Genomic DNA, 22,573 nt, shown 5'->3' on the forward strand with positions numbered 1-22,573 from the left:
CGTCACCCGCTTGCATCGGGTCTTTTCGACGTGTGCCAAAAATCACGAATTTTTAATCTTATACACAGCATCGTTCGGGCTGCATTTGCGCAGCGGCTGAATGAATCCCCGCCAGCATTCTGTTTTTCTGGTGGCAGGATCGTCAGAGGGTCGCCTACAGGCTTGCCTGAGGATGATGTGTATCGACTTTTTTCGAGTGGAGTCCGCCGTGTCACTTTCGCTTTGGCAGCAATGTCTTGTCCGATTGCAGGATGAGTTACCAGCCACAGAATTCAGCATGTGGATCCGCCCGTTGCAGGCGGAACTGAGCGATAACACGCTGGCCCTGTATGCGCCAAATCGTTTTGTGCTTGATTGGGTGAGAGATAAATACCTCAATAACATCAACGGCCTGTTGAATGATTTCTGCGGTGCGGATGCCCCGCAGCTGCGTTTTGAGGTGGGCACCAAGCCGGTAACCCAAACGCTAAGAGAAACGGCGAACGTCAGCGCCCCGGCGCAAACGGCACAGGTGCACGCCCCGCGCGTTGCGCCAGCCCCGCGCGCCGGCTGGGACAACGTTCCGGCACCCGCTGAGCCTTCTTACCGATCCAACGTCAACGTTAAACATACCTTTGACAACTTCGTCGAAGGTAAATCGAACCAGCTTGCCCGCGCAGCGGCACGCCAGGTGGCGGATAACCCAGGCGGTGCCTACAACCCGCTGTTCCTGTACGGCGGTACGGGTTTAGGTAAAACGCACCTGCTGCACGCGGTGGGTAACGGCATTATCGCCCGCAAACCGAACGCCAAAGTGGTGTATATGCACTCCGAGCGCTTTGTCCAGGACATGGTAAAAGCCCTGCAAAACAATGCGATCGAAGAGTTTAAACGCTATTACCGTTCCGTTGATGCGCTGCTGATCGATGACATCCAATTCTTTGCCAATAAAGAGCGTTCGCAGGAAGAGTTTTTCCACACCTTCAACGCCCTGCTGGAAGGTAATCAACAGATTATCCTCACCTCGGATCGCTATCCGAAAGAGATCAACGGCGTTGAAGATCGTCTGAAATCCCGCTTTGGCTGGGGCCTGACGGTCGCCATCGAGCCGCCTGAGCTTGAGACCCGCGTCGCTATCCTGATGAAAAAAGCTGACGAAAACGACATTCGTCTGCCCGGTGAGGTGGCGTTCTTTATCGCCAAGCGTCTACGCTCTAACGTGCGTGAGCTGGAAGGCGCACTGAACCGCGTTATCGCCAACGCCAACTTTACCGGCCGGGCGATCACCATCGATTTCGTGCGTGAAGCGCTGCGCGATCTGCTGGCGTTGCAGGAAAAGCTGGTCACCATCGACAATATTCAGAAGACGGTGGCGGAGTATTACAAGATTAAAGTGGCGGATCTGCTCTCCAAGCGACGCTCTCGCTCGGTAGCACGTCCGCGTCAGATGGCGATGGCGTTGGCGAAAGAGCTCACCAACCACAGTCTGCCGGAGATTGGTGATGCGTTTGGTGGCCGTGACCATACCACCGTGCTGCACGCCTGCCGTAAGATTGAGCAGCTGCGTGAAGAAAGCCACGATATCAAAGAAGATTTTTCCAATTTAATCAGAACACTGTCGTCGTGATCCTATGAAATTTACCGTAGAACGTGAACATTTATTAAAACCGTTACAACAGGTGAGTGGCCCGTTAGGCGGGCGTCCGACATTGCCGATTCTGGGTAACCTGCTGCTGCAGGTGGCGGACGGCACGCTGTCGCTGACCGGTACCGATTTGGAAATGGAAATGGTAGCGCGCGTGGCGCTGCTGCAGGCGCATGAACCGGGCGCGACTACCGTCCCGGCGCGTAAATTCTTCGACATCTGCCGTGGCCTGCCGGAAGGCGCGGAAATCGCCGTACAGCTGGAAGGTGACCGCATCCTGGTGCGCTCCGGCCGTAGCCGTTTCTCGCTGTCTACGCTGCCTGCCGCCGATTTCCCGAATCTCGACGACTGGCAGAGTGACGTCGAGTTCACGCTGCCGCAGGCGACGATGAAACGTCTGATTGAAGCCACCCAGTTCTCGATGGCGCATCAGGACGTCCGTTATTACTTAAACGGCATGCTGTTTGAAACCGAAGGTGAAGAGCTGCGTACCGTCGCGACCGACGGTCACCGCCTGGCGGTGTGCTCAATGCCGGTTGGGCAGTCGCTGCCGAGCCATTCGGTGATCGTACCGCGTAAAGGCGTGATTGAACTGATGCGTATGCTCGACGGCGGCGATACGCCGCTGCGCGTGCAGATCGGCAGTAACAATATCCGCGCACACGTTGGCGACTTTATCTTTACTTCCAAGCTGGTTGATGGTCGTTTCCCGGATTATCGCCGCGTATTGCCGAAGAACCCGGATAAACATCTGGAAGCCGGCTGCGATATTCTCAAGCAGGCGTTTGCTCGCGCGGCGATTCTCTCCAACGAGAAATTCCGCGGCGTGCGTCTGTACGTCAGCGAAAACCAGCTGAAAATTACCGCGAATAACCCGGAACAGGAAGAAGCGGAAGAGATCCTCGACGTGACCTACGGCGGTACGGAGATGGAAATCGGCTTTAACGTGAGCTATGTGCTGGATGTGCTGAACGCGCTGAAGTGCGAAAACGTCCGTATTCTGCTGACCGACTCCGTCTCCAGCGTACAAATTGAAGATGCGGCGTCTCAGAGTGCTGCATATGTTGTTATGCCAATGAGACTGTAATGTCGCTCTCCCGTCTGTTGATCCGCGATTTTCGCAATATCGAAAACGCGGATCTTGCCTTATCCCCCGGCTTTAACTTCCTGGTTGGTGCCAACGGCAGCGGCAAAACCAGCGTGCTGGAGGCCATCTATACGCTCGGTCACGGCCGGGCGTTTCGCAGCTTGCAGATTGGGCGCGTCATTCGCCATGAGCAGGACGCTTTCGTGCTGCACGGCCGTTTACAGGGCGCCGAGCGTGAAACGTCCATCGGTTTGACCAAAGACAAACTGGGCGACAGCAAAGTGCGTATTGACGGCACCGACGGCCATAAGGTCGCCGAGCTGGCGCTGCTGATGCCGATGCAGCTGATTACGCCCGAGGGGTTTACTTTGCTCAACGGCGGCCCCAAATACAGAAGAGCATTCCTTGATTGGGGATGCTTCCACAATGAAGCCGGATTCTTCACCGCCTGGAGTAATCTCAAGCGTTTGCTCAAGCAGCGCAACGCCGCGCTACGCCAGGTGAGCCGCTACGCGCAGCTGCGGCCGTGGGATCAGGAACTTATCCCGCTAGCCGAGCAAATCAGCCGCTGGCGGGCGGAATACAGTACCGGTATCGCTGAGGATATGGCTGATACCTGTAAACAATTTCTCCCGGAATTCTCTCTCACCTTCTCCTTCCAGCGCGGCTGGGAGAAAGAAACCGATTATGCAGAGGTGCTGGAGAGAAATTTCGAGCGCGACCGTATGCTGACCTACACGGCACACGGCCCGCACAAGGCGGACTTCCGCATTCGCGCCGACGGCGCGCCGGTGGAAGACACCTTATCGCGCGGGCAGCTAAAGCTGCTGATGTGCGCGTTACGCCTGGCGCAGGGTGAGTTTCTGACCCGCGAAAGCGGCAGACGCTGCCTGTACCTGATAGATGATTTTGCCTCGGAGCTTGATGACGCGCGGCGCGGCCTGCTGGCCAGTCGTTTAAAAGCCACGCAGTCACAGGTTTTCGTCAGCGCGATTAGCGCTGAACACGTTCTGGACATGTCCGATGAAAATTCGAAGATGTTTACCGTGGAAAAGGGTAAAATAACGGATTAACCCAAGATTAAATGAGCGAGAAACGTTGATGTCGAATTCTTATGACTCCTCCAGTATCAAAGTCCTGAAAGGGCTGGATGCGGTGCGTAAGCGCCCGGGTATGTATATCGGCGACACGGATGACGGCACCGGTCTGCACCACATGGTATTTGAGGTTGTGGATAACGCTATCGACGAAGCGCTCGCTGGTTACTGCAAAGATATCGTTGTCACCATCCACAGCGACAACTCCGTCTCCGTACAGGATGATGGCCGCGGCATCCCAACCGGTATTCACCCGGAAGAGGGCGTCTCTGCGGCGGAAGTTATCATGACCGTCCTGCACGCCGGCGGTAAATTCGATGATAACTCCTATAAAGTGTCCGGCGGTCTGCACGGCGTAGGCGTCTCCGTAGTTAACGCCCTGTCGCAGAAACTGGAGCTGGTTATCCAGCGCGATAACAAAATTCATCGTCAGATCTACGCTCACGGCGTGCCGCAGGCGCCGCTGGCCGTCACCGGTGATACCGACAAAACCGGGACGATGGTGCGTTTCTGGCCGAGCTATGAAACCTTCACCAACGTCACTGAATTTGAATACGACATTCTGGCAAAACGTCTGCGCGAGCTGTCATTCCTGAACTCCGGCGTCTCTATCCGCCTGAAAGACAAGCGCGACGGCAAAGAAGACCATTTCCACTACGAAGGCGGCATCAAGGCGTTTGTTGAGTATCTCAACAAGAACAAAACGCCGATCCACCCGAATATCTTCTACTTCTCCACCGAAAAAGACGGTATCGGCGTTGAAGTGGCGCTGCAGTGGAACGATGGCTTCCAGGAAAACATCTACTGCTTCACCAACAACATTCCGCAGCGCGATGGCGGTACCCACCTGGCGGGCTTCCGTGCGGCGATGACCCGTACCCTGAACGCCTACATGGACAAAGAAGGCTACAGCAAAAAAGCCAAAGTCAGTGCCACCGGTGACGATGCCCGTGAAGGTCTGATTGCTGTAGTGTCCGTGAAGGTGCCGGATCCGAAATTCTCCTCCCAGACCAAAGACAAGCTGGTCTCTTCTGAGGTGAAATCAGCGGTTGAACAGCAGATGAACGAACTGCTGGCCGAGTACCTGCTGGAAAACCCGTCCGACGCGAAAATCGTCGTCGGCAAGATTATCGACGCGGCGCGTGCGCGTGAAGCGGCACGTAAAGCCCGTGAAATGACCCGCCGTAAAGGCGCGCTGGACTTAGCAGGCCTGCCGGGCAAACTGGCCGACTGCCAGGAACGCGACCCGGCGCTGTCCGAACTGTACCTGGTGGAAGGGGACTCCGCGGGCGGCTCTGCGAAGCAGGGGCGTAACCGTAAGAACCAGGCGATTCTGCCGCTGAAGGGTAAAATCCTCAACGTTGAGAAAGCGCGCTTCGACAAGATGCTCTCTTCTCAGGAAGTCGCAACGCTGATTACCGCGCTGGGCTGCGGTATCGGTCGTGACGAGTACAACCCGGACAAACTGCGTTATCACAGCATCATCATCATGACCGATGCGGACGTCGACGGCTCGCACATCCGTACGCTGCTGTTGACCTTCTTCTACCGTCAGATGCCGGAAATCGTTGAACGTGGCCATGTCTATATTGCTCAGCCGCCGCTGTACAAAGTGAAAAAAGGCAAGCAGGAACAGTACATTAAAGACGACGAAGCGATGGACCAGTATCAGATCTCCATCGCCCTCGACGGCGCGACCCTGCACACCAACGCCAGTGCTCCGGCCCTGGCTGGCGAACCGCTGGAACGCCTGGTGGCCGAGTTCAACGGCACGCAGAAAATGATTAACCGCATGGAGCGTCGCTTCCCGAAAGCGCTGCTGAAAGAACTCATCTATCAGCCAACGCTGGTGGAAGCGGACCTGTCCGACGAGCAGAAAGTCACTCGCTGGGTGAACGCGCTGGTGACCGAGCTGAACGAAAAAGAGCAGCACGGCAGCCAGTGGAAGTTTGATATTCAGCACAATGCTGAACAACAGCATTTCGAGCCGATTATTCGCGTGCGTACCCACGGCGTGGATACCGACTATGTGCTGGACAGCGAGTTCGTTAACGGTGGCGAATACCGTCGTATCTTCACGCTGGGCGAGAAGCTGCGTGGCCTGGTGGAAGAAGACGCGTTCATCGAACGTGGCGAACGCCGTCAGCCGGTGACCAGCTTCGAGCAGGCGCTGGATTGGCTGGTGAAAGAGTCCCGTCGTGGTCTCGCGATTCAGCGTTATAAAGGTCTGGGCGAGATGAACCCGGATCAGCTGTGGGAAACCACCATGGACCCGGACAGCCGCCGCATGCTGCGCGTGACCGTGAAGGATGCGATTGCTGCCGACCAGCTGTTCACCACGCTGATGGGCGACGCCGTTGAACCGCGTCGTGCGTTTATCGAAGAGAACGCCCTGAAAGCGGCGAACATCGATATCTAATCACCTTATGTATGTTGCAAACGGGCGGACCGATCTCCGCCCGTTTTTTTTTGCCTAATAAAACGTGACGCCCTGTTCTTTCATATGCTGATGCAGTTGCTTTGGTGGAATATTACCGACCGGACACTCTGTCTCCACCGCCAGTGCGGCGGCCACCCCAGCGGCTTGCCCCAGAGCAAAACAGGTAGGCATAACGCGGGCGGAAGAGAGTGCAACATGGCTTGCCGAGAGGATTCTTCCCGCGACCAGCAGCCGGTCGACGCCTTGTGGCACGAGGCAGCGATAGGGAATATCGTAACCATTGATTTTTCGTTCATCACAGACCTTTTCTCCCTGCGGGCTGTGAATATCAATCTCATAATTCGTTTGCGCCACCACGTCGGGAAAGCGGCGAGCATGCAGCAGGTCGTCCTCGGTAAGGGTGTAGCGCCCGCAAATACGGTGACTTTCGCGAACGCCGGTTTCAGCGGCAATATGGGAAAGAATATAGTTTTCGAAGCCGTTACGCTGGAGATAGTTAGCGACGGAGAAGACTTGTTTTATCCCTTCGGTTTCAGCATAGCTACTGTCGGCAATGGTGGCGCCGTTGCCCTTGATCCGGGTCATATTGACGATGAGCGTACCGTCGGGTTGGAGCTCCCACAGCAGACGTCGCCCCTGCGGTAGATCGGCAACTGTTTCATAGTGGTAGCAACCTTCTGGTAATATCTGCTGCACCGGTTGACCGGTATTTTGCATCTGAAACATCAGCGTCATGGGCTGAGTCAGACCATCGGATACTCTTCCCGTTTCATAAGGTACACCGGCAGAAATAGCCAGCTCCGCATTACCGGTGCAGTCGATAAACTGAGAACCTTGAATCACTTTCACACCTTCGCGTGTTTTGACCACGACGGCGGTCACTGCGCCATGGCTCACAATCGGCGTAATGAAATCGGTATGTAGCATGAGCTGGATATTTTCGCTTTCTACCATGCGATGAAGATGGTAACGCAGCAGCAGCGGGTTAAACTGAATTTTGAGTTTCTCCGGCTGGGTGTGTTGTGCCAGAAAATCGGGTCGTATGGCGGCGATAATCTCTTTATAGATCCCCGTCAGGTTGCCAACGGTCATAAAAATACTCACGTTGCCAAGTGTTGCCATACCGCCGAGCTGCCCTGAACGTTCAATCAGGATGACGCGCGCGTGACTGCGCGCCGCCGCAATCGCTGCAGCGACCCCGGCTGGCCCTCCCCCCACAACCACAACATCTGCTGTCGCATAAACGGGGGCCTGAAGCGCTATTTGCATCATTTCATTCATTTTTTGCTTACTCCACTGATTCAACGGCGCGATCGAAAGCGTCACGATATTCCCCAACGCGCATGCCAAAAATAATATGGTATTCATCGGGGGCGGGTTGGGTGACGCCTAAGGCATCACTAATGGTCTTCATTCCGGCGGCATCAACGTGCTGCGGTGCATTAATCTTTATTCGCAGACGTGAGATACAATTATTGATTTCTTTAATATTCGCTTTGCCACCGAGTTTGCGAAGGATTTCTGCGGCAACGTCATCCGTTGATTTATTTTGCCGCAGCAGTCTGGACGAGAGAATTTCTGCCGCTTTAGTCTCATCGTTATCGGCAGTGCCTTCCCGGCCTGGGGTCAGAACGTTAAATTTTTCGATATACCATTTAAAGGTGATGAGGTAGATAAAGAACAGGGCAATACCTAATAAAACAATCGGTATCCACGTTGATTTGTGCCCCTGTAAAATACCGTTAAATAATATTTCAATCAGCGTGCTGCCGCCGAGATAAGAGGCATGGGTTGCGTCAAGAATGGCAAACGATAGGCCCTGAAGGGTGCAATCAATTAAAAATAGCGGCGGGGCAAGAAACAGATACATAAAGGTGAACGGTTCCACCACGCCCGCAAACATCGCCGCCACGGCGGCAGAGATTAAGACTGTTTTTACGCGATCGCGGTCTTTGGCCGCCAGATAAATACCCAGCAACGCGCCGGGAATACCAAAGACTTTGCCCGGCGTATCTCCCTGGCCCAACCACAACCGCGTAATCTGGTGAATATTGTCATTAAAGTCTGGCGTTGCCAGCGCCGCCATGGTGATGGCCTTTGTACCCACATAGGTCTGCCCGCTAATTTCTAACGTACCGCCGACCTGCGTGTAATGCACCAGAGAGTACCAGACGTGCTGTAGCCCGGTTGGTAGCAGCAGTTTCTCAATAAATCCGAACATAAATGAACCGAATATACCGGCTTTTGCCAGCGCCGACGCCGCATAGTAAAGCCCGCCGCCGATCCACGGCCAGATAAAGGGAACGATTAATCCAATGGTCAGGCCGGCAAGGCCGCTAAGGATCGGCGGAAGATGCCGGCCCTGGTAAAAACCGAAAATCAGCGGTAGTTTACGGGCGCTATTACGGTTGGTGATAACGGCCGATAGCGCACCGATAATGATGCCGCCCAGTACACCGGTATCAACGGTCTGAATGCCAAGCACCACGTTCTGCATCGCCTGGCGCATCGCAAGCGTCTGGGAAATTGCCAGAACGTTGCTTTGCGCGTTAATGCCGACGTCGGGTTTCAGCAGCATGCCTGAGGCGCTCAGCATCAAACCGGAAAAGACGAGCATAAAAATGTAGGCAATAAGTGCCGACAGCGCTGCCGTTTCTTTTTTACCTTTTTCTGCCATTCCGATAGCAATCGCCAGACAAAAAATAAGCGGCATATAAGCAATAATCACCATGCCTGTTTGGGTGAGTAAATTCGCCAGAAATGCGACAGGAGTGGACTGCAGTGCCGGAATATCGTTGATAAAATGTGGGTTTTTTAGCACGGCGCCAATCGAAAGGAGTAAAGCAAAACAGCTCATCACTGCGACGGCAGGAATAAACGAGCGGCCAAGAGAAGAGAAGTAATCCTGTATTTTAGCTCTCATGAATATATCCGTTATTAAAATTATGAATATTAATTGTGGTAATTATATTTATCTCTTATGTATTCTTTTCGTGAGTTTTGCGCAGGTGCTAATATTATTAGTGGAGAATAACAGCATCGGTTTAAATACAAATGGGAACGTTCCCCTTTTTCGTTCGTGATCACAATTTATATCGAATGGTTGAACCGCCATCGAAACCGCTGTAGAGCGGTATTCCTGCGGCGCATCTATACTTCAAACAGCGTTATGATTGATTGCTATGAGGAGTGAAAAATGGGGCTTTTTGATGATGTAGTCGGCTCGCTGCTTAGCGGTGATGCGGGGAAATATCAAGCAATCCTGAGTTGGGTAAATGAGCAGGGCGGCATTCAGGCGCTACTGGAGAAGCTGCAAAGCGGCGGGCTCAGTGACATTGTGTCATCCTGGATCAGTAACCAACAAAGTAACCAATCCATTAGCAGCGACCAGGTCGTCTCGGCGCTGGGCGCACCTGCGGTGTCGGATCTGGGGGAAAAGCTCGGCACCGATGCCAGCTCCGCTTCAACGATGCTGGCGGAATATTTGCCGAAAATTGTTGATGCGCTTTCCCCACAGGGTGAAGTTGACCCGCAGGCGCACAGCGACCTGCTGTCGGCCGGTATGAACCTGCTGAAGGGCGGCAAACTCTTTGGTTGAGCAGCTAACAAAAGGGGAGCATGCATAACGCGTTGTATCCCCCTTTTCGGCACCCTTTAGTGCTGTTTTTTGAGCTAAACCGAGTTAGCATGAGGACAGGCTCATTTAACCTGGGGATCTCATGGCTATTAAACTGATTGCAATCGACATGGACGGAACGTTGCTGTTGCCGGACCACACTATCTCTCCTGCGGTGAAAAACGCCCTCGCGGCGGCACGCGCAAAAGGGGTTAACGTGGTGCTGACCACCGGGCGTCCCTATGCCGGCGTGCACAGCTATCTGAAAGAGCTGGGCATGAACGAGCCGGGAGATTACTGCATTACCTATAACGGCGCGCTGGTGCAGAAAGCGGGCGACGGCAGTACGGTGGCGCAAACGGCGCTGAAGTATGAAGACTACCGCTTCCTGGAAGAACTTTCTCGCAAGGTCGGCTCCCACTTCCACGCGCTGGATCGCAACACGCTTTATACCGCTAACCGTGATATCAGCTACTACACCGTGCATGAATCCTTTGTCGCCACGATTCCGCTGGTGTTCTGCGAAGCCGAGAAGATGGACCCCTCGATTGAGTTCCTGAAGGTGATGATGATCGACGAACCGGCCATCCTCGACAAAGCGATTGCCCGTATTCCGGCGGAAGTGAAAGAAAAATACACGGTGCTGAAAAGCTCACCATACTTCCTCGAAATCCTCGATAAGCGCGTTAACAAAGGCACCGGCGTGAAGTCGCTGGCCGACGTGTTGGGCATCAAGCCAGAAGAAATTATGGCCATTGGCGACCAGGAGAACGACATCGCGATGATTGAGTTCGCCGGCGTCGGCGTGGCGATGGATAACGCTATTCCGGCGGTGAAAGAAGCGGCAAACTTTATCACCAAATCCAATCTGGAAGACGGCGTCGCCTGGGCGATAGAGAAATACGTGCTTAGCTAAGACTGCCCTCTTTAGCACTTCCGCTAAAGGCTTGTGGGATAAGCCTTTAGCGTGGTAAAACCAGGCGGTATCTTTCTATCCGGACACCGCCATGAAACAAGTCACCTTTGCGCCGCACCATCATCAGTTAACCAACACCCGTACGTGGACGCCAGACAGCCAGTGGCTGGTCTACGATGTGCGCCCGTCCGGAGCCTCGTTTACTGGTGAAACCATCGAGCGCGTGAACGTCCATAGCGGCGAGGTCGAGGTGATTTATCGGGCGAGTGCAGGCGCCCATGTTGGTGTCGTGACGGTACACCCCCGCGATGAACAATACGTCTTCATCCACGGCCCGGAAAACCCGGACGCCAACTGGCAATATGACTTCCACCATCGCCGCGGCGTGGTGGCGGCGCGCGGTAATACCCACAATCTCGATGCCATGGACATTACCGCGCCCTTCACGCCCGGCGCGCTGCGCGGCGGTAGTCACGTTCACGTCTATAGCCCCTGCGGGCAGTTCGTCAGCTTTACCTATAACGACCACGTGATGCACGAATACGATCCGGTACGTGATCAGCGCAACGTCGGCGTGGCCGTACCTTACGGCCCGGTCGCACCGCGCGGCCAGCACCCGCGCGAATACGGCGGTAGCCACTGGTGCGTGCTGGTCAGCCAGACCACCGTTGATCCACGGCCCGGTAGCGATGAGATTAACCGCGCCTATGAAGAGGGCTGGGTGGGCTCACGAGCGCTGGCGTTTATTGGTGATACCGTCTCGCAAACCGGTGACAAAGTGCCGGAACTGTTCCTGGTTGAACTGCCGCACGACGAGCGCGGCTGGAAACAGGCCGGCGACAGACCATTGCAGGGCACGGCAACCGCGCTTCCCGCGCCGCCTGCGGGCGTACGCCAACGGCGTTTAACCTTTACCCATCAGCGTGCTTTTCCCGGGTTGGTGAACGTGCCGCGCCACTGGGTACGCAGTAACCCACAGGGCACGCAAATTGCCTTCCTGATGCGTGATGATAAAGGCATCGTGCAGCTGTGGCTGATATCGCCGCAAGGCGGAGCACCGCTGCAGCTCACGCACAACGCTTCAGATATTCAGTCGGCCTTTAACTGGCACCCATCTGGAAACGGACTCGGTGTGGTCCTGGACGGGCGTATTGCCTGGTGTGACGCCACGAGCGGTGACATGATTTTTTTAACCACAGGACACGCGAATCCGCCGTCAGCGGATGCGGTGGTCTTTTCGCCCGATGGGCGATGGATTGCCTGGATGGAAGATACGGCTGGCTTCCGCCAGCTGTGGGTCACCGAGATCGGCGACTAAGTTATTGAGCGGGCATCGGGGCCGGTGGGATCACCGAATTGGTGGCCAGCGTCTCTTGCTCGCTTTTTTCAACCCGTGAACGGACCGAGCTGTCCTTACGGAAGAAGTCCCACGGAAGCAGCACGGTATCCATGACCGCCGTAAACGGCATATCCAGGGCAACCAGCGATTTGGTGGCCCAGCCGTTTTCACCGTCGCTCAGCATTTCTGCGCTGGCGCGCGTACCGGGATAGGTACCGTCTTTGCCGCCGGTGTGCGACATGACGCTGGAACATCCTACTGACAAGAGGATCCCCCCAACCAGCGTCGTTTTAATCAGCAGATTTTTCATCATGAGCTCTTCATTGTTATGAGCATAAAAAAGCTCGTCCTCCGGGTTATAGCCACCCGTTGCCAAAATAGAAAGCCCAGGCTCACCGCTCTGTGGCGGCTGTCGCAATTTAGCCTTTCGTGCTATCACCCAGTGTAAGCCTTATCGGGGAAAGTGCAAAAAAAGTCGGCCAGAAGGTCTTGAAAAAGATCTTTCCCCCCTCATTTTATAGGTGTAGCCGAAGAGAACATGCCTGCGGGGTGTTCTGGCTTCATGGCCTGTCCACGATGGAAGGTCGATAATTTCTCGCTGATTTCCAGGAGCTATTTGATTATGCGTAACTTTGACTTATCCCCGTTATACCGTTCTGCCATTGGTTTTGACCGTCTGTTCAACCTGTTAGAAAACAATCAAACACAAAGCAACGGTGGCTATCCTCCGTACAACGTTGAGCTGGTTGATGAAAACCATTATCGCATCGCGATTGCCGTGGCGGGTTTTGCGGAAAGCGAGCTGGAAATTACCGCGCAGGACAACATGCTGGTGGTAAAAGGCGCGCATGCTGCGGAACAGAAAGAACGTACCTATCTCTACCAGGGCATTGCCGAGCGCAACTTTGAACGCAAATTCCAGTTAGCGGAAAACATCCACGTTCGTGGCGCCAACCTGGTTAACGGCCTGCTGTATATCGAACTGGAACGCGTGATTCCGGAAGCGAATAAACCGCGCCGTATCGAAATTAATTAATTCTGCCGGGCCGCGCCTGCGGCCCCGTTAATCACCCGGCTTGCCGTCAGGGAGCCAGATGCGAATCCTCAGGATTTGCAGGTACTTACTCGCTTCTTAGAAGGAGAAACACAATGCGTAACTACGATTTATCCCCTCTGCTGCGTCAATGGATCGGCTTTGACAAACTGGCGAACGCGCTGCAAACCAGCAGTGAAGGCCAGAGCTTCCCGCCGTATAACATCGAAAAAAGTGACGATAACCACTACCGCATTACGCTGGCGCTGGCGGGGTTCCGTCAGGAAGATCTGGACGTGCAGCTGGAAGGTACCCGCCTGACCGTGAAGGGCACGCCGCAGCCGCAGGAGAAAGAGACCAAATGGCTGCACCAGGGGCTGGTGACCCAGGCCTTTAGCCTGAGCTTTACGCTGGCCGAAAATATGGAAGTCTCCGGAGCAACCTTCACTAACGGCCTGCTGCATATTGATTTAACCCGCAATGAGCCGGAAGCCATTGCCCCACAGCGTATCGCAATTAGCGAGCGCCCTGCGCTGAATAGCTAACTCGATTTGCCCAATTAGCCCCGAGTCATCGGGGCTTTTTTTTATCCTGTTTCCCCGCGGTAATCCGCCTATTATTGTGCGCAGTCCTGCATACAACCCGCCCTCCTTCGGCCATAATCCTCATTGTTATTAATGTTATTCACAGGGAATAAGACGATGAGTGATATAGCATTGACGGTCAGCGTGTTGGCGCTGGTGGCGGTAGTCGGGCTGTGGATCGGCAATATCAAGATTCGCGGCATTGGTTTTGGTATCGGCGGGGTGCTGTTCGGCGGCATTATCGTCGGTCACTTTGTCGATCAGGCAGGGATTACCCTGAGCAGCCCGATGCTGCATTTCATTCAGGAGTTTGGCCTGATCCTGTTCGTTTATACCATTGGTATTCAGGTCGGGCCGGGCTTTTTTGCTTCGCTGCGCGTTTCGGGGCTACGGCTGAACCTGTTCGCTATTCTGATCGTTATCCTCGGCGGTCTGGTGACCACGCTGCTGCATAAAATCTTTGCCATTCCCCTACCGGTGGTGCTTGGTATCTTCTCCGGTGCCGTCACTAACACCCCTGCGCTGGGTGCTGGTCAGCAAATACTGCGCGATCTCGGCGAACCGTTCAGCGTTGTGGACCAGATGGGCATGAGCTACGCGATGGCTTATCCGTTTGGGATTTGCGGCATTTTGCTGACCATGTGGCTGGTGCGCCTGTTTTTCCGTATTAACGTTGAGAAAGAGGCCCAGCGGTTTGATGAGCAGGCCGGCTCCGGCCATTCGCACCTCAAGACCATCAACATTCGCGTGGAAAACCCGAACCTGAACCGCATGGCGATTCAGGATGTCCCGGTGATTAACAGCGATAAAATTATCTGCTCGCGCCTCAAACGCGGTGACACGCTGATGGTACCGTCGCCGACCACGGTGATTGAAACCGGCGATTTGCTGCATCTGGTGGGGGAAGCCGCCGATTTGCACAATGCGCAGTTAGTGATTGGTAAAGAGGTAGAAACCTCGCTCTCCACGCGTGGGACGGACCTGAAAGTTGAAAGGGTTGTCGTCACCAATGAGAAGGTGTTAGGAAAGAAAATCCGCGATTTGCACTATAAACAGCGCTATGACGTGGTGATCTCTCGTCTTAACCGCGCGGGGGTAGAGCTGGTGGCCAGCAGCAATGCCAGCCTGCAGTTCGGCGATATTCTCAATCTGGTTGGCCGCCCGGCGGCGATTGACGCGGTGGCGTCGGACCTCGGTAACGCACAGCAAAAATTGCAGCAGGTGCAAATGCTGCCGGTCTTTATCGGTATTGGTCTGGGCGTGCTGCTGGGCTCGGTCCCGCTGTTTATCCCGGGATTCCCGGTTGCGCTGAAGCTGGGTCTGGCGGGCGGGCCGCTCATCATGGCGCTGATCCTCGGGCGTATTGGCAGCATCGGTAAGCTGTACTGGTTTATGCCGCCCAGCGCTAACTTGGCACTGCGCGAGCTGGGGATCGTGCTGTTTCTGTCGGTGGTGGGGCTGAAGTCTGGCGGTGATTTTGTCGAGACGCTGGTTAACGGCGAGGGGCTCAGCTGGATTGGCTACGGCATCTTTATTACCGGGATTCCGCTGCTGACGGTGGGGATTCTGGCGCGAATTTTCGCCGGGATGAACTATCTGACGCTGTGCGGCATGCTGGCTGGCTCTATGACCGATCCGCCAGCGTTGGCCTTTGCCAACAACCTGCATGCCACCAGCGGCGCGGCGGCGTTGTCCTACGCGACGGTTTATCCGCTGGTGATGTTCCTGCGTATTATCACGCCGCAGCTGCTGGCCGTGCTCTTCTGGGGGATGGGCTAGGATGTCTGGACGCGCCTCAGGTGATAATCCACCTGGTATTCACTGGCGTTACGGAACATCACCGAGTAGTTAAGAAATTCGCCGCTGTCGCTGTAAGACAAGGAGGTAATACGCAGCAGCGGCGTTTGTTCCGGTACGTTCATCGACTGCGCCAGCTGCTTGTCTGCCAGCACCGGCGTCAGGCTTTCATAGTTACCGCTGATGGTTATACCGCACTCTTTTTCGATGTAATCGAATTTTGACCCTTCAAGGTGGACCAGCGACAGGTTGCGAAACAGTTTGACTGGCATATAGCTGTCTTCCAGCATCAACGGCTTACCGTCGACATAGCGCACGCGCCGGGAAAAATAGATCCGCTCATTAATCTGAATACGCAGCTGGCTGGCAATCGCGGGCGGCGCTGGCATCATTTCGAAGATTAATACTTTACTGACCACCTCTTTTCCCTGCTTGCGCAGCACTTCAGCCAGGCCGGTCAGGTTGGTTGTTTCATGATGAATATCTTTGTGGGCAACGTAGGTGCCGCTGCCGTGTCGCCGCACGACCAGCCCCCATTCAACCAGCAGGTCGATGGCTTTGCGGATGGTCATCCGCGCCACGCCAAACTCATCCGCCAGCTTTTTCTCCCCCGGCAGCGGGCTACCGATGTTGAAATCGGAAGAGTTGAGCCGCAGACGCAGCCTTTCTGCAATAGATTTATAGATCACAAGTAGACCTCTATCGTCCGCATCTGGATGAATATTGAACCAGCGTTTCTTATTAAAAAGTAGCTTATTACATACAGCTAACGTGAATTCAAAGCACGAGGAAAAATTACGCTGATTAAGTTGTCTATTTTTATTAAAAAAATTAGACAACATTGCGTTAATTAAAACCATGAAAGCGATCACGAATCGTCGCGGCGTTGCATGTTGTTGGGCAAGCAAATTCCTATCCTCGTATCAGGCCAGAGATCAACATGAATAAGGCCACTTACCCTACGAGTTGTTATATGAGGATTCCCAAATGCTCAGTCAAATACAACGCTTTGGCGGCGCCATGTTCACCCCGGTTTTATTGTTTCCGTTTGCGGGGATTGTGGTGGGTATCGCCATTATGCTGCGCAACCCGCTGTTTGTTGGCGAAGCGCTGACCGCACCTGATAGCCTGTTTGCGCAGATTGTTCACATTATCGAAGAAGGCGGCTGGACGGTGTTCCGCAACATGCCGCTGATTTTTGCCGTCGGTCTGCCAATCGGTTTGGCAAAACAGGCGCAGGGGCGTGCGTGCCTTGCCGTTCTGGTGAGCTTCCTGACCTGGAACTACTTTATTAACGCCATGGGCATGACCTGGGGCCACTTCTTTGGCGTTGATTTCAGCGTCGATCCCACTGCCGGCAGCGGTTTAACGATGATAGCCGGTATTAAAACGCTCGATACCAGCATTATCGGGGCGATCGTGATTTCCGGCATCGTGACCGCGCTGCATAACCGCTACTTCGATAAACCGCTGCCGGTATTCCTCGGGATTTTCCAGGGATCGTCCTTTGTGGTGATTGTCGCGTTCCTGGTCATGATCCCCTGCGCATGGCTGACGCTGCTTGGCTGGCCTAAAGTCCAGATGGGTATTGAGTCGCTACAGGCCTTCCTGCGCGGCGCCGGGGCGCTGGGAGTATGGGTTTACACCTTCCTTGAACGCATCCTGATCCCAACGGGCTTACACCACTTCGTTTACGGTCCCTTTATTTTCGGCCCTGCGGCGGTAGAAGGGGGCATTCAGGTTTACTGGGCGGAGCATCTGCAGGCGTTTAGCCAGAGCACTGAGCCGCTGAAAGCGCTGTTCCCGGAAGGAGGCTTTGCGCTGCACGGTAACTCGAAAGTGTTTGGCTCTGTCGGTATCGCGCTGGCGCTGTACTTCACCGCTTCGCCGGAGAACCGTGTAAAAGTCGCTGGCCTGCTGATCCCGGCCACGCTTACGGCGATGCTGGTGGGGATTACCGAGCCGCTGGAATTCACCTTCCTGTTTATTTCCCCGCTGCTGTTCGCCATTCATGCGGTGCTGGCGGCCACCATGGCGACCGTGATGTATATCTGTGGCGTCGTCGGGAATTTCGGTGGCGGCCTGTTGGATCAGTTCCTGCCGCAGAACTGGATACCGATGTTCCATAACCATGCCGCAATGATGTTTACCCAAATCGGCATCGGCGTTTGCTTTACCGCCCTCTATTTCGTGGTGTTTCGCACGCTGATCCTGCGTTTTAACCTCAAAACGCCGGGTCGCGAAGATAGCGAAGTCAAACTCTACAGTAAGGCCGACTATCAGGCCGCACGCGGTAAAACCTCTGCCGCAGGGGCGCCAGCCGGTCAGCAGGGCCAGGCGGTCGGTATTCTCCAGGCGTTGGGCGGTACTGCCAATATCGAGAGCATCAATAACTGTGCTACCCGATTGCGCATTGCGCTGGTCGATATGGCGAAAACACAAAGCGACGACGTCTTTAAAGCACTTGGCGCACACGGCGTCGTGCGCCGCGGAAACGGTATTCAGGTGATTGTTGGCCTGCATGTCCCGCAGGTACGCGATCAGCTGGAACGCCTGATGAAAGATTCTCTACAGACCGAACATCCCACCATGACGGAGGCAGTATCATGAAAAAATTCTCAGTTGTTATCGCAGGCGGCGGCAGTACTTTTACACCCGGCATCGTGCTGATGCTGTTGGCAAACCAGGATCGTTTCCCGCTGCGGTCGCTGAAATTTTACGATAACGACGGCGCGCGTCAGGAGACAATCGCCGAAGCCTGTAAGGTTATCCTCAAAGAGCAGGCGCCGGAGATCGCGTTCAGCTACACCACTGACCCGAAGGAAGCCTTCACCGACGTGGATTTTGTGATGGCGCATATTCGCGTGGGTAAATACCTGATGCGTGAAAAAGACGAAAAAATCCCGCTGCGTCACGGGGTGCTGGGCCAGGAAACCTGCGGGCCGGGCGGAATTGCCTACGGTATGCGTTCTATCGGCGGCGTGCTGGAACTGGTGGATTACATGGAAAAATACTCGCCTGACGCCTGGATGCTGAACTACTCCAACCCGGCGGCAATCGTGGCGGAAGCCACCCGTCGCCTGCGTCCGAACGCGAAAATTCTCAACATCTGCGATATGCCGATTGGTATCGAAGGCCGGATGGCGCAGATCGTCGGCCTGAAGGACCGCAAGCAGATGCGCGTGCGCTACTACGGCCTGAACCACTTTGGCTGGTGGACATCGATTGAAGACCTTGAAGGGAACGATCTGATGCCAAAACTGCGCGAACATGTGGCGAAATACGGCTATGTTCCCCCTTCTAACGACCCGCATACTGAAGCAAGCTGGAACGACACCTTCGCGAAGGCGAAAGATGTGCAGGCGCTGGATCCGGACACCATGCCGAACACTTACCTGAAATACTATCTGTTCCCGGACTACGTTGTGGCGCACTCTAACCCGGAACGTACCCGCGCTAACGAGGTGATGGATCACCGCGAGAAGAACGTTTTCAGCGCCTGCCGGGCGATTATTGCCGCCGGAAAATCATCGGCTGGCGACCTCGAAATTGATGAGCACGCGTCCTACATTGTCGATCTGGCGACGGCCATTGCCTTCAACACGCAGGAACGAATGCTGCTGATTGTGCCGAACAACGGCGCGATTCATAACTTCGACGCCGATGCGATGGTGGAGATTCCCTGTCTGGTGGGCCATAACGGGCCGGAGCCGCTGACGGTGGGCGATATTCCGAACTTCCAGAAAGGGATGATGAGCCAGCAGGTGGCGGTGGAAAAACTGGTGGTGGATGCCTGGGAACATCGTTCTTACCATAAACTGTGGCAGGCCATTACGCTGTCGAAAACCGTGCCAAGCGCATCGGTAGCGAAGGCGATTCTGGATGATTTAATTGCGGCGAATAAGGATTATTGGCCTGAGCTGCATTGATAAAAATGCCCGCCGACTGGACATCGGCGGGCCTCATTCAGGCTAGATTCAAGCGGGTAAACTGCTCCTCCGGTGCCTGATTTTTTATCATCCAGCGCTTAATTTCAGCCGCGAATAGGGCTTCCGTTTCCGGCGCATTCAGCGGATGGAGCTGCTGATAATCCTCCTGTAAATCAAACAACAGCGTACCTTCCAGCCCCTGTGATAATTGCGGTATTTTCAGTAATGGGCAGCCTTTCGCAAACGGGAAACTTTCGGTCGGCGGCACGAATGTGGCGGTGGCCAGCAGCGCCGGCGACATGCGGTAATTCATATAGCATGGCATCAGCGTGTACTCGTTGACCGTTTGTCCATTTTTCCCGCCGTGCATATAGACATAGCGGCCGTCGGTGACGTTGACCTCTTTGCCAAAGTAGCCAAAAATCAGCGAGTTGTGAACCGGGGTATCATTATCGATGACCGGCTGTAGATCTTTACCGTCCATATCGGCAGTGGGTTCAAGATTGAAGAATTTCAGCAGCGTTGGCGCCATATCAATCATTGATGCCAACCCCTGGCGGCTCTCATTTTTATGCTGGCCGCGCGGATCCCAGATAAACAGGGGCGTATGGGCCACTTCGCAGTAGCTTGGGGGCAGGTTCTTTGCCCACCACCCGTGCTCGCCGAACATAAAGCCGTGATCGGTATTCACAATCAGCATGGTGTCATCCCATAGATTGTGTTTATCCATCACATCCAGCAGGTGATTCAGATATTTATCGCACAGTGAAAACATGGCACGCGCACGATTTTTATAGTGTTCAACCATCTCCGGGCTCTCTTCAACCTGGCGGTAGAATGGCCAGTCAAAGTGCGGCCCATCGTAGTTTTCCGGATACAGCGCCTGACATTCTGGTGAGGAGAAGTACGGCTCATGCGGGTCGAAGGCTTCCAGATGTAAAAACCAGTTATCTTCGGCGTGGTGCTTTTCTAAAAACTCTTCAGCCAGCGAGAAAACCTGCGGCGTACACATTTTTTCTTCGCTATCCATATAGGAACGGTTAATGAAATCACGCTTCTCAAGATCTTTACGCCAGCCTGACAGCGACGGGTCGTAGTTATCGGGAAAGACCGGGTCGATAATCGCCGCTTTGTACTCGTCGACCTCCTGCCCGCGAACAAACTCCGCCGAGGCGTAGCGGTTGTGGTAAGTAGCGCCACCATCCTGCCAGTAGTGGTAGTGATCGGTAATTAAATGGCTATAAATACCGTTATTTTTCAGTATTTCCGGCAGTGAATCGTCGAACGGTTCAATCGGCCCCCGGGCCCGATGCAGAAAGTTATAGCGACCGGTGTGCAGATCGCGGCGAGCGGGCATACAGGGCATTGAGCCAATCCACGATTGGTCGAAGCGCAGGCTATGTTCCGCCAGACGCTGAAAACCCGGGGTCTGCACATCGGTCGCGCCGTAGGGCGACAGCATGCGGCGGCAGAGGGAATCAAACATAACCATGATGGCTTTCATACGGTCTTACCTCAGCTCCGGTTTTTTCAGCCCTAAGCGTTCGTATTGTTCCTCCGGCGCATCGTTCTCGGCCATCAGCCGGGTGATTTCTTTTTGCAACCGGGCGACGACTTCGGGATTATGCTGAGGCGTTGACTGGCGCGGATCGTCAGTTACGTTAAACAGTACGCTCTGCCAGTTATGTTCCAGCGGTACCATGCCGAGGCCAATATCAGCGATTTTCATCAGGCGACAGCCTTTGGTGAAACTAAAGGACTCCACAAGCTCCGTTTGCTGCAACTCCTGCGGCGTGAACGGGTGACGCATATGCGTTGGCATCAGCGTGTAGTGATTCAGCGGGCGGTTCGCTTTGGTTGGGGCGTGCGTATAAACCCATGTACCATCGGTGCAGCTGACCTGCGCGCCATAGACGCCAAAGAGCGCGGTTTCTCGTACCGCGACATCATTAGCGATAGTCTCTTTCAGCGCTTTCCCCTGCATGTCCTGCGGGATAGAAAGATTAAAGTAATCCAGCAGCGTGGGGGCTAAATCGATGGTCTGTACTAGCTGTTGGCTTCGGCCCGTTTTCTTACTGCGCGGATCGTAGATAAATAAAGGCGTATGCGAGACTTCTTCATAGAAATTGGCATCGTTGGCTTTGGCCCACCAGTCGTGCTCACCCAGTAAATAACCGTGATCGGTATTAATAATCAGTAAGGTGTCTTCCCACAAATTGTATTTATCCATCATGTCGAGTACGCGGCCAATACCGACGTCGCACATATTTAATAGGCCACGATATTCTTCACGAAGATTATTTTTCCACGGGCGTTCTGCATCCGTAACCTGCGCATAATGAGGCCAGTCGAATTCCGGCCCAGCGATTTTTTCTTTCTGTCGTCGATGGAAAAAGGGTTCGTGTGGATCGAATGTTTCAATTTGCAAAAACCAGTTATCCTCAGCGTGGAATTTTTCGATAAATTTCATTCCCAGATCAAATGTTTTTTCGATGGGGAATTTATCCTGTTGAAGTATTTTTTCCCGGTTTGCCTGGTCTTGCGACATCATTTGTCCAAGGTGCGGTGGAAACTCGCGTTTTTTAATATTGGGTTCCCAGTGGTCACCTTCCTGACCGCGCACGATTTCCCACGATGCATAGCGATTATGGTAAGTACAGCCACCGTCCTCCCAATAATGATAATGGTCGCTGATGAGATGACTGTGTACGCCATTATTTTTCATGATCTCAAAGCAGGAGTCATCGAAAGGTTCCAGCGGGCCCCAGCTACGGTGCAGAAAGTTGTAGCGCCCGGTATGCAGCTCGCGCCTGGCGGGCATACAGGGCAGGCTTCCTACGTAGCTTTTGTCGAAAACCATGCAGTTGTTTGCCAGACGGGTAAAATTCGGCGTGTCGCTGCGGCTGGAATTATATGGCCCGAGGTAATGTCTGTTTAATGAATCATACATAACCATAATGGCTTTCATGATATCTCCTGATGATATTGTTATTTATGTGAAACTAATCGTTGTAATGGTTATTTGTATTAGAGAACGATCACAAATAAGAGTAATCATAAATGGCTTGTGGAAAATCGTAACTCGAACGGGAAGGGAATAGGGTACTGCGT

At 54.2% G+C, this 22,573-nt stretch carries 18 protein-coding genes and 1 other annotated feature; of the genes, 12 read left to right on the forward strand and 6 right to left on the reverse strand.

What is annotated here, in order from left to right:
• Positions 1-208: 208 nt before the first annotated feature.
• From dnaA to gyrB, 4 genes are read left to right on the forward strand one after another with little or no spacing between them, the layout of a single operon-like run.
• Positions 209-1,606 (forward strand): chromosomal replication initiator protein DnaA, encoded by a 1,398-nt coding sequence (dnaA, locus tag H7R56_RS00005; protein ID WP_106930201.1) that lies wholly within the window; start codon positions 209-211, stop codon positions 1,604-1,606.
• A 4-nt stretch (positions 1,607-1,610) separates the two neighbouring features.
• The gene (gene dnaN / locus H7R56_RS00010) at positions 1,611-2,711 is read left to right on the forward strand and encodes a DNA polymerase III subunit beta (protein ID WP_182928441.1); all 1,101 of its coding nucleotides are present in this window, start codon (positions 1,611-1,613) and stop codon (positions 2,709-2,711) included.
• The gene (recF, locus tag H7R56_RS00015) at positions 2,711-3,784 is read left to right on the forward strand and encodes a DNA replication/repair protein RecF (protein WP_106930167.1); all 1,074 of its coding nucleotides are present in this window, start codon (positions 2,711-2,713) and stop codon (positions 3,782-3,784) included. The genes dnaN and recF overlap by 1 nt, the downstream gene beginning before the upstream one ends.
• 28 nt (positions 3,785-3,812) lie before the next feature.
• Positions 3,813-6,227 carry a DNA topoisomerase (ATP-hydrolyzing) subunit B gene (gene gyrB / locus H7R56_RS00020; protein WP_106930169.1) on the forward strand — a complete coding sequence of 805 codons (2,415 nt, stop codon included), beginning with the start codon at positions 3,813-3,815 and terminating at the stop codon, positions 6,225-6,227.
• A gap of 54 nt (positions 6,228-6,281) precedes the next feature.
• Here gyrB and H7R56_RS00025 read toward each other — a convergent pair whose 3' ends face one another.
• Both H7R56_RS00025 and H7R56_RS00030 read right to left on the reverse strand, forming a co-directional pair.
• Positions 6,282-7,574 (reverse strand): FAD-dependent oxidoreductase, encoded by a 1,293-nt coding sequence (locus H7R56_RS00025; RefSeq protein WP_223878964.1) that lies wholly within the window; start codon positions 7,572-7,574, stop codon positions 6,282-6,284.
• Positions 7,537-9,171, reverse strand: coding sequence for a PTS transporter subunit EIIC (locus H7R56_RS00030; RefSeq protein ID WP_106930173.1), 1,635 nt, complete (start codon positions 9,169-9,171; stop codon positions 7,537-7,539). The genes H7R56_RS00025 and H7R56_RS00030 overlap by 38 nt, the downstream gene beginning before the upstream one ends.
• 273 nt (positions 9,172-9,444) lie before the next feature.
• Between H7R56_RS00030 and H7R56_RS00035 the strand changes: the two genes are divergently transcribed.
• From H7R56_RS00035 to H7R56_RS00045, 3 genes are all read left to right on the forward strand, one after another.
• A complete protein-coding gene (locus tag H7R56_RS00035; RefSeq protein WP_106930175.1) occupies positions 9,445-9,846 on the forward strand; it encodes a YidB family protein in 402 nt (133 codons plus the stop codon).
• Positions 9,847-9,967: 121 nt separating this feature from the next.
• Entirely contained in the window at positions 9,968-10,780 is an 813-nt protein-coding gene (gene yidA, locus H7R56_RS00040) for a sugar-phosphatase (RefSeq protein ID WP_106930177.1), read from the forward strand.
• Positions 10,781-10,871: 91 nt separating this feature from the next.
• On the forward strand, positions 10,872-12,098 hold the full coding sequence (locus H7R56_RS00045) for a DUF3748 domain-containing protein (protein WP_106930179.1): 1,227 nt from the start codon (positions 10,872-10,874) through the stop codon (positions 12,096-12,098).
• 1 nt (position 12,099) lies between these two features.
• Here the strand turns inward: H7R56_RS00045 and H7R56_RS00050 are convergent, their stop codons facing one another.
• A complete protein-coding gene (locus H7R56_RS00050; RefSeq protein WP_181358042.1) occupies positions 12,100-12,432 on the reverse strand; it encodes a YceK/YidQ family lipoprotein in 333 nt (110 codons plus the stop codon).
• A gap of 240 nt (positions 12,433-12,672) precedes the next feature.
• Positions 12,673-12,748, forward strand: a sequence feature (ROSE (Repression Of Heat Shock gene Expression) occurs in the 5'-region of heat shock genes and acts as an RNA thermometer to modulate expression.).
• Here H7R56_RS00050 and ibpA point away from each other — a divergent pair.
• The 3 genes from ibpA to H7R56_RS00065 all read left to right on the forward strand — a co-directional run bounded on the left by ibpA (position 12,742) and on the right by H7R56_RS00065 (position 15,515).
• The gene (ibpA, locus tag H7R56_RS00055) at positions 12,742-13,155 is read left to right on the forward strand and encodes a small heat shock chaperone IbpA (RefSeq protein WP_015343937.1); all 414 of its coding nucleotides are present in this window, start codon (positions 12,742-12,744) and stop codon (positions 13,153-13,155) included. Its footprint overlaps the feature before it by 7 nt.
• Positions 13,156-13,268: 113 nt before the next feature.
• Entirely contained in the window at positions 13,269-13,697 is a 429-nt protein-coding gene (gene ibpB / locus H7R56_RS00060; protein ID WP_106930181.1) for a small heat shock chaperone IbpB, read from the forward strand.
• Between the two features lie 156 nt (positions 13,698-13,853).
• On the forward strand, positions 13,854-15,515 hold the full coding sequence (locus H7R56_RS00065) for a putative transporter (RefSeq protein WP_106930183.1): 1,662 nt from the start codon (positions 13,854-13,856) through the stop codon (positions 15,513-15,515).
• Here the strand turns inward: H7R56_RS00065 and H7R56_RS00070 are convergent.
• Positions 15,512-16,222, reverse strand: coding sequence for a GntR family transcriptional regulator (locus H7R56_RS00070; protein WP_106930186.1), 711 nt, complete (start codon positions 16,220-16,222; stop codon positions 15,512-15,514). The genes H7R56_RS00065 and H7R56_RS00070 overlap by 4 nt on opposite strands.
• A 298-nt stretch (positions 16,223-16,520) precedes the next feature.
• Between H7R56_RS00070 and H7R56_RS00075 the strand changes: the two genes are divergently transcribed.
• Both H7R56_RS00075 and H7R56_RS00080 read left to right on the forward strand, forming a co-directional pair.
• Complete coding sequence (locus tag H7R56_RS00075) at positions 16,521-18,143, forward strand: alpha-glucoside-specific PTS transporter subunit IIBC (RefSeq protein ID WP_106930189.1); 1,623 nt, start codon at positions 16,521-16,523, stop codon at positions 18,141-18,143.
• On the forward strand, positions 18,140-19,462 hold the full coding sequence (locus H7R56_RS00080) for a 6-phospho-alpha-glucosidase (protein ID WP_106930192.1): 1,323 nt from the start codon (positions 18,140-18,142) through the stop codon (positions 19,460-19,462). The genes H7R56_RS00075 and H7R56_RS00080 overlap by 4 nt, the downstream gene beginning before the upstream one ends.
• 37 nt (positions 19,463-19,499) lie before the next feature.
• Here H7R56_RS00080 and H7R56_RS00085 read toward each other — a convergent pair whose 3' ends face one another.
• Together H7R56_RS00085 and H7R56_RS00090 are read right to left on the reverse strand one after the other, a co-directional pair.
• The gene (locus tag H7R56_RS00085; RefSeq protein WP_106930195.1) at positions 19,500-20,966 is read right to left on the reverse strand and encodes a sulfatase; all 1,467 of its coding nucleotides are present in this window, start codon (positions 20,964-20,966) and stop codon (positions 19,500-19,502) included.
• A gap of 6 nt (positions 20,967-20,972) precedes the next feature.
• Positions 20,973-22,430, reverse strand: coding sequence for a sulfatase (locus tag H7R56_RS00090; RefSeq protein WP_182928442.1), 1,458 nt, complete (start codon positions 22,428-22,430; stop codon positions 20,973-20,975).
• Positions 22,431-22,573 lie beyond the last annotated feature (143 nt).

It is taken from the genome of Klebsiella sp. WP3-W18-ESBL-02, from assembly GCF_014168815.1.
Lineage (GTDB): Bacteria > Pseudomonadota > Gammaproteobacteria > Enterobacterales > Enterobacteriaceae > Kluyvera > Kluyvera ascorbata_B.

Excerpts from the sequence above, each read along its gene's own strand:
- H7R56_RS00045 (WP_106930179.1), top strand. The coding sequence starts at position 10,872 with ATGAAACAAGTCACCTTTGCGCCGCACCATCATCAGTTAACCAACACC.
- ibpA (WP_015343937.1), top strand. The coding sequence starts at position 12,742 with ATGCGTAACTTTGACTTATCCCCGTTATACCGTTCTGCCATTGGTTTT.
- gyrB (WP_106930169.1), top strand. The coding sequence starts at position 3,813 with ATGTCGAATTCTTATGACTCCTCCAGTATCAAAGTCCTGAAAGGGCTG.
- H7R56_RS00075 (WP_106930189.1), top strand. The coding sequence starts at position 16,521 with ATGCTCAGTCAAATACAACGCTTTGGCGGCGCCATGTTCACCCCGGTT.
- ibpB (WP_106930181.1), top strand. The coding sequence starts at position 13,269 with ATGCGTAACTACGATTTATCCCCTCTGCTGCGTCAATGGATCGGCTTT.
- H7R56_RS00090 (WP_182928442.1), bottom strand. The coding sequence starts at position 22,430 with ATGAAAGCCATTATGGTTATGTATGATTCATTAAACAGACATTACCTC.
- H7R56_RS00080 (WP_106930192.1), top strand. The coding sequence starts at position 18,140 with ATGAAAAAATTCTCAGTTGTTATCGCAGGCGGCGGCAGTACTTTTACA.
- H7R56_RS00030 (WP_106930173.1), bottom strand. The coding sequence starts at position 9,171 with ATGAGAGCTAAAATACAGGATTACTTCTCTTCTCTTGGCCGCTCGTTT.
- recF (WP_106930167.1), top strand. The coding sequence starts at position 2,711 with ATGTCGCTCTCCCGTCTGTTGATCCGCGATTTTCGCAATATCGAAAAC.
- dnaN (WP_182928441.1), top strand. The coding sequence starts at position 1,611 with ATGAAATTTACCGTAGAACGTGAACATTTATTAAAACCGTTACAACAG.
- H7R56_RS00065 (WP_106930183.1), top strand. The coding sequence starts at position 13,854 with ATGAGTGATATAGCATTGACGGTCAGCGTGTTGGCGCTGGTGGCGGTA.
- yidA (WP_106930177.1), top strand. The coding sequence starts at position 9,968 with ATGGCTATTAAACTGATTGCAATCGACATGGACGGAACGTTGCTGTTG.
- H7R56_RS00035 (WP_106930175.1), top strand. The coding sequence starts at position 9,445 with ATGGGGCTTTTTGATGATGTAGTCGGCTCGCTGCTTAGCGGTGATGCG.
- H7R56_RS00085 (WP_106930195.1), bottom strand. The coding sequence starts at position 20,966 with ATGAAAGCCATCATGGTTATGTTTGATTCCCTCTGCCGCCGCATGCTG.
- H7R56_RS00050 (WP_181358042.1), bottom strand. The coding sequence starts at position 12,432 with ATGATGAAAAATCTGCTGATTAAAACGACGCTGGTTGGGGGGATCCTC.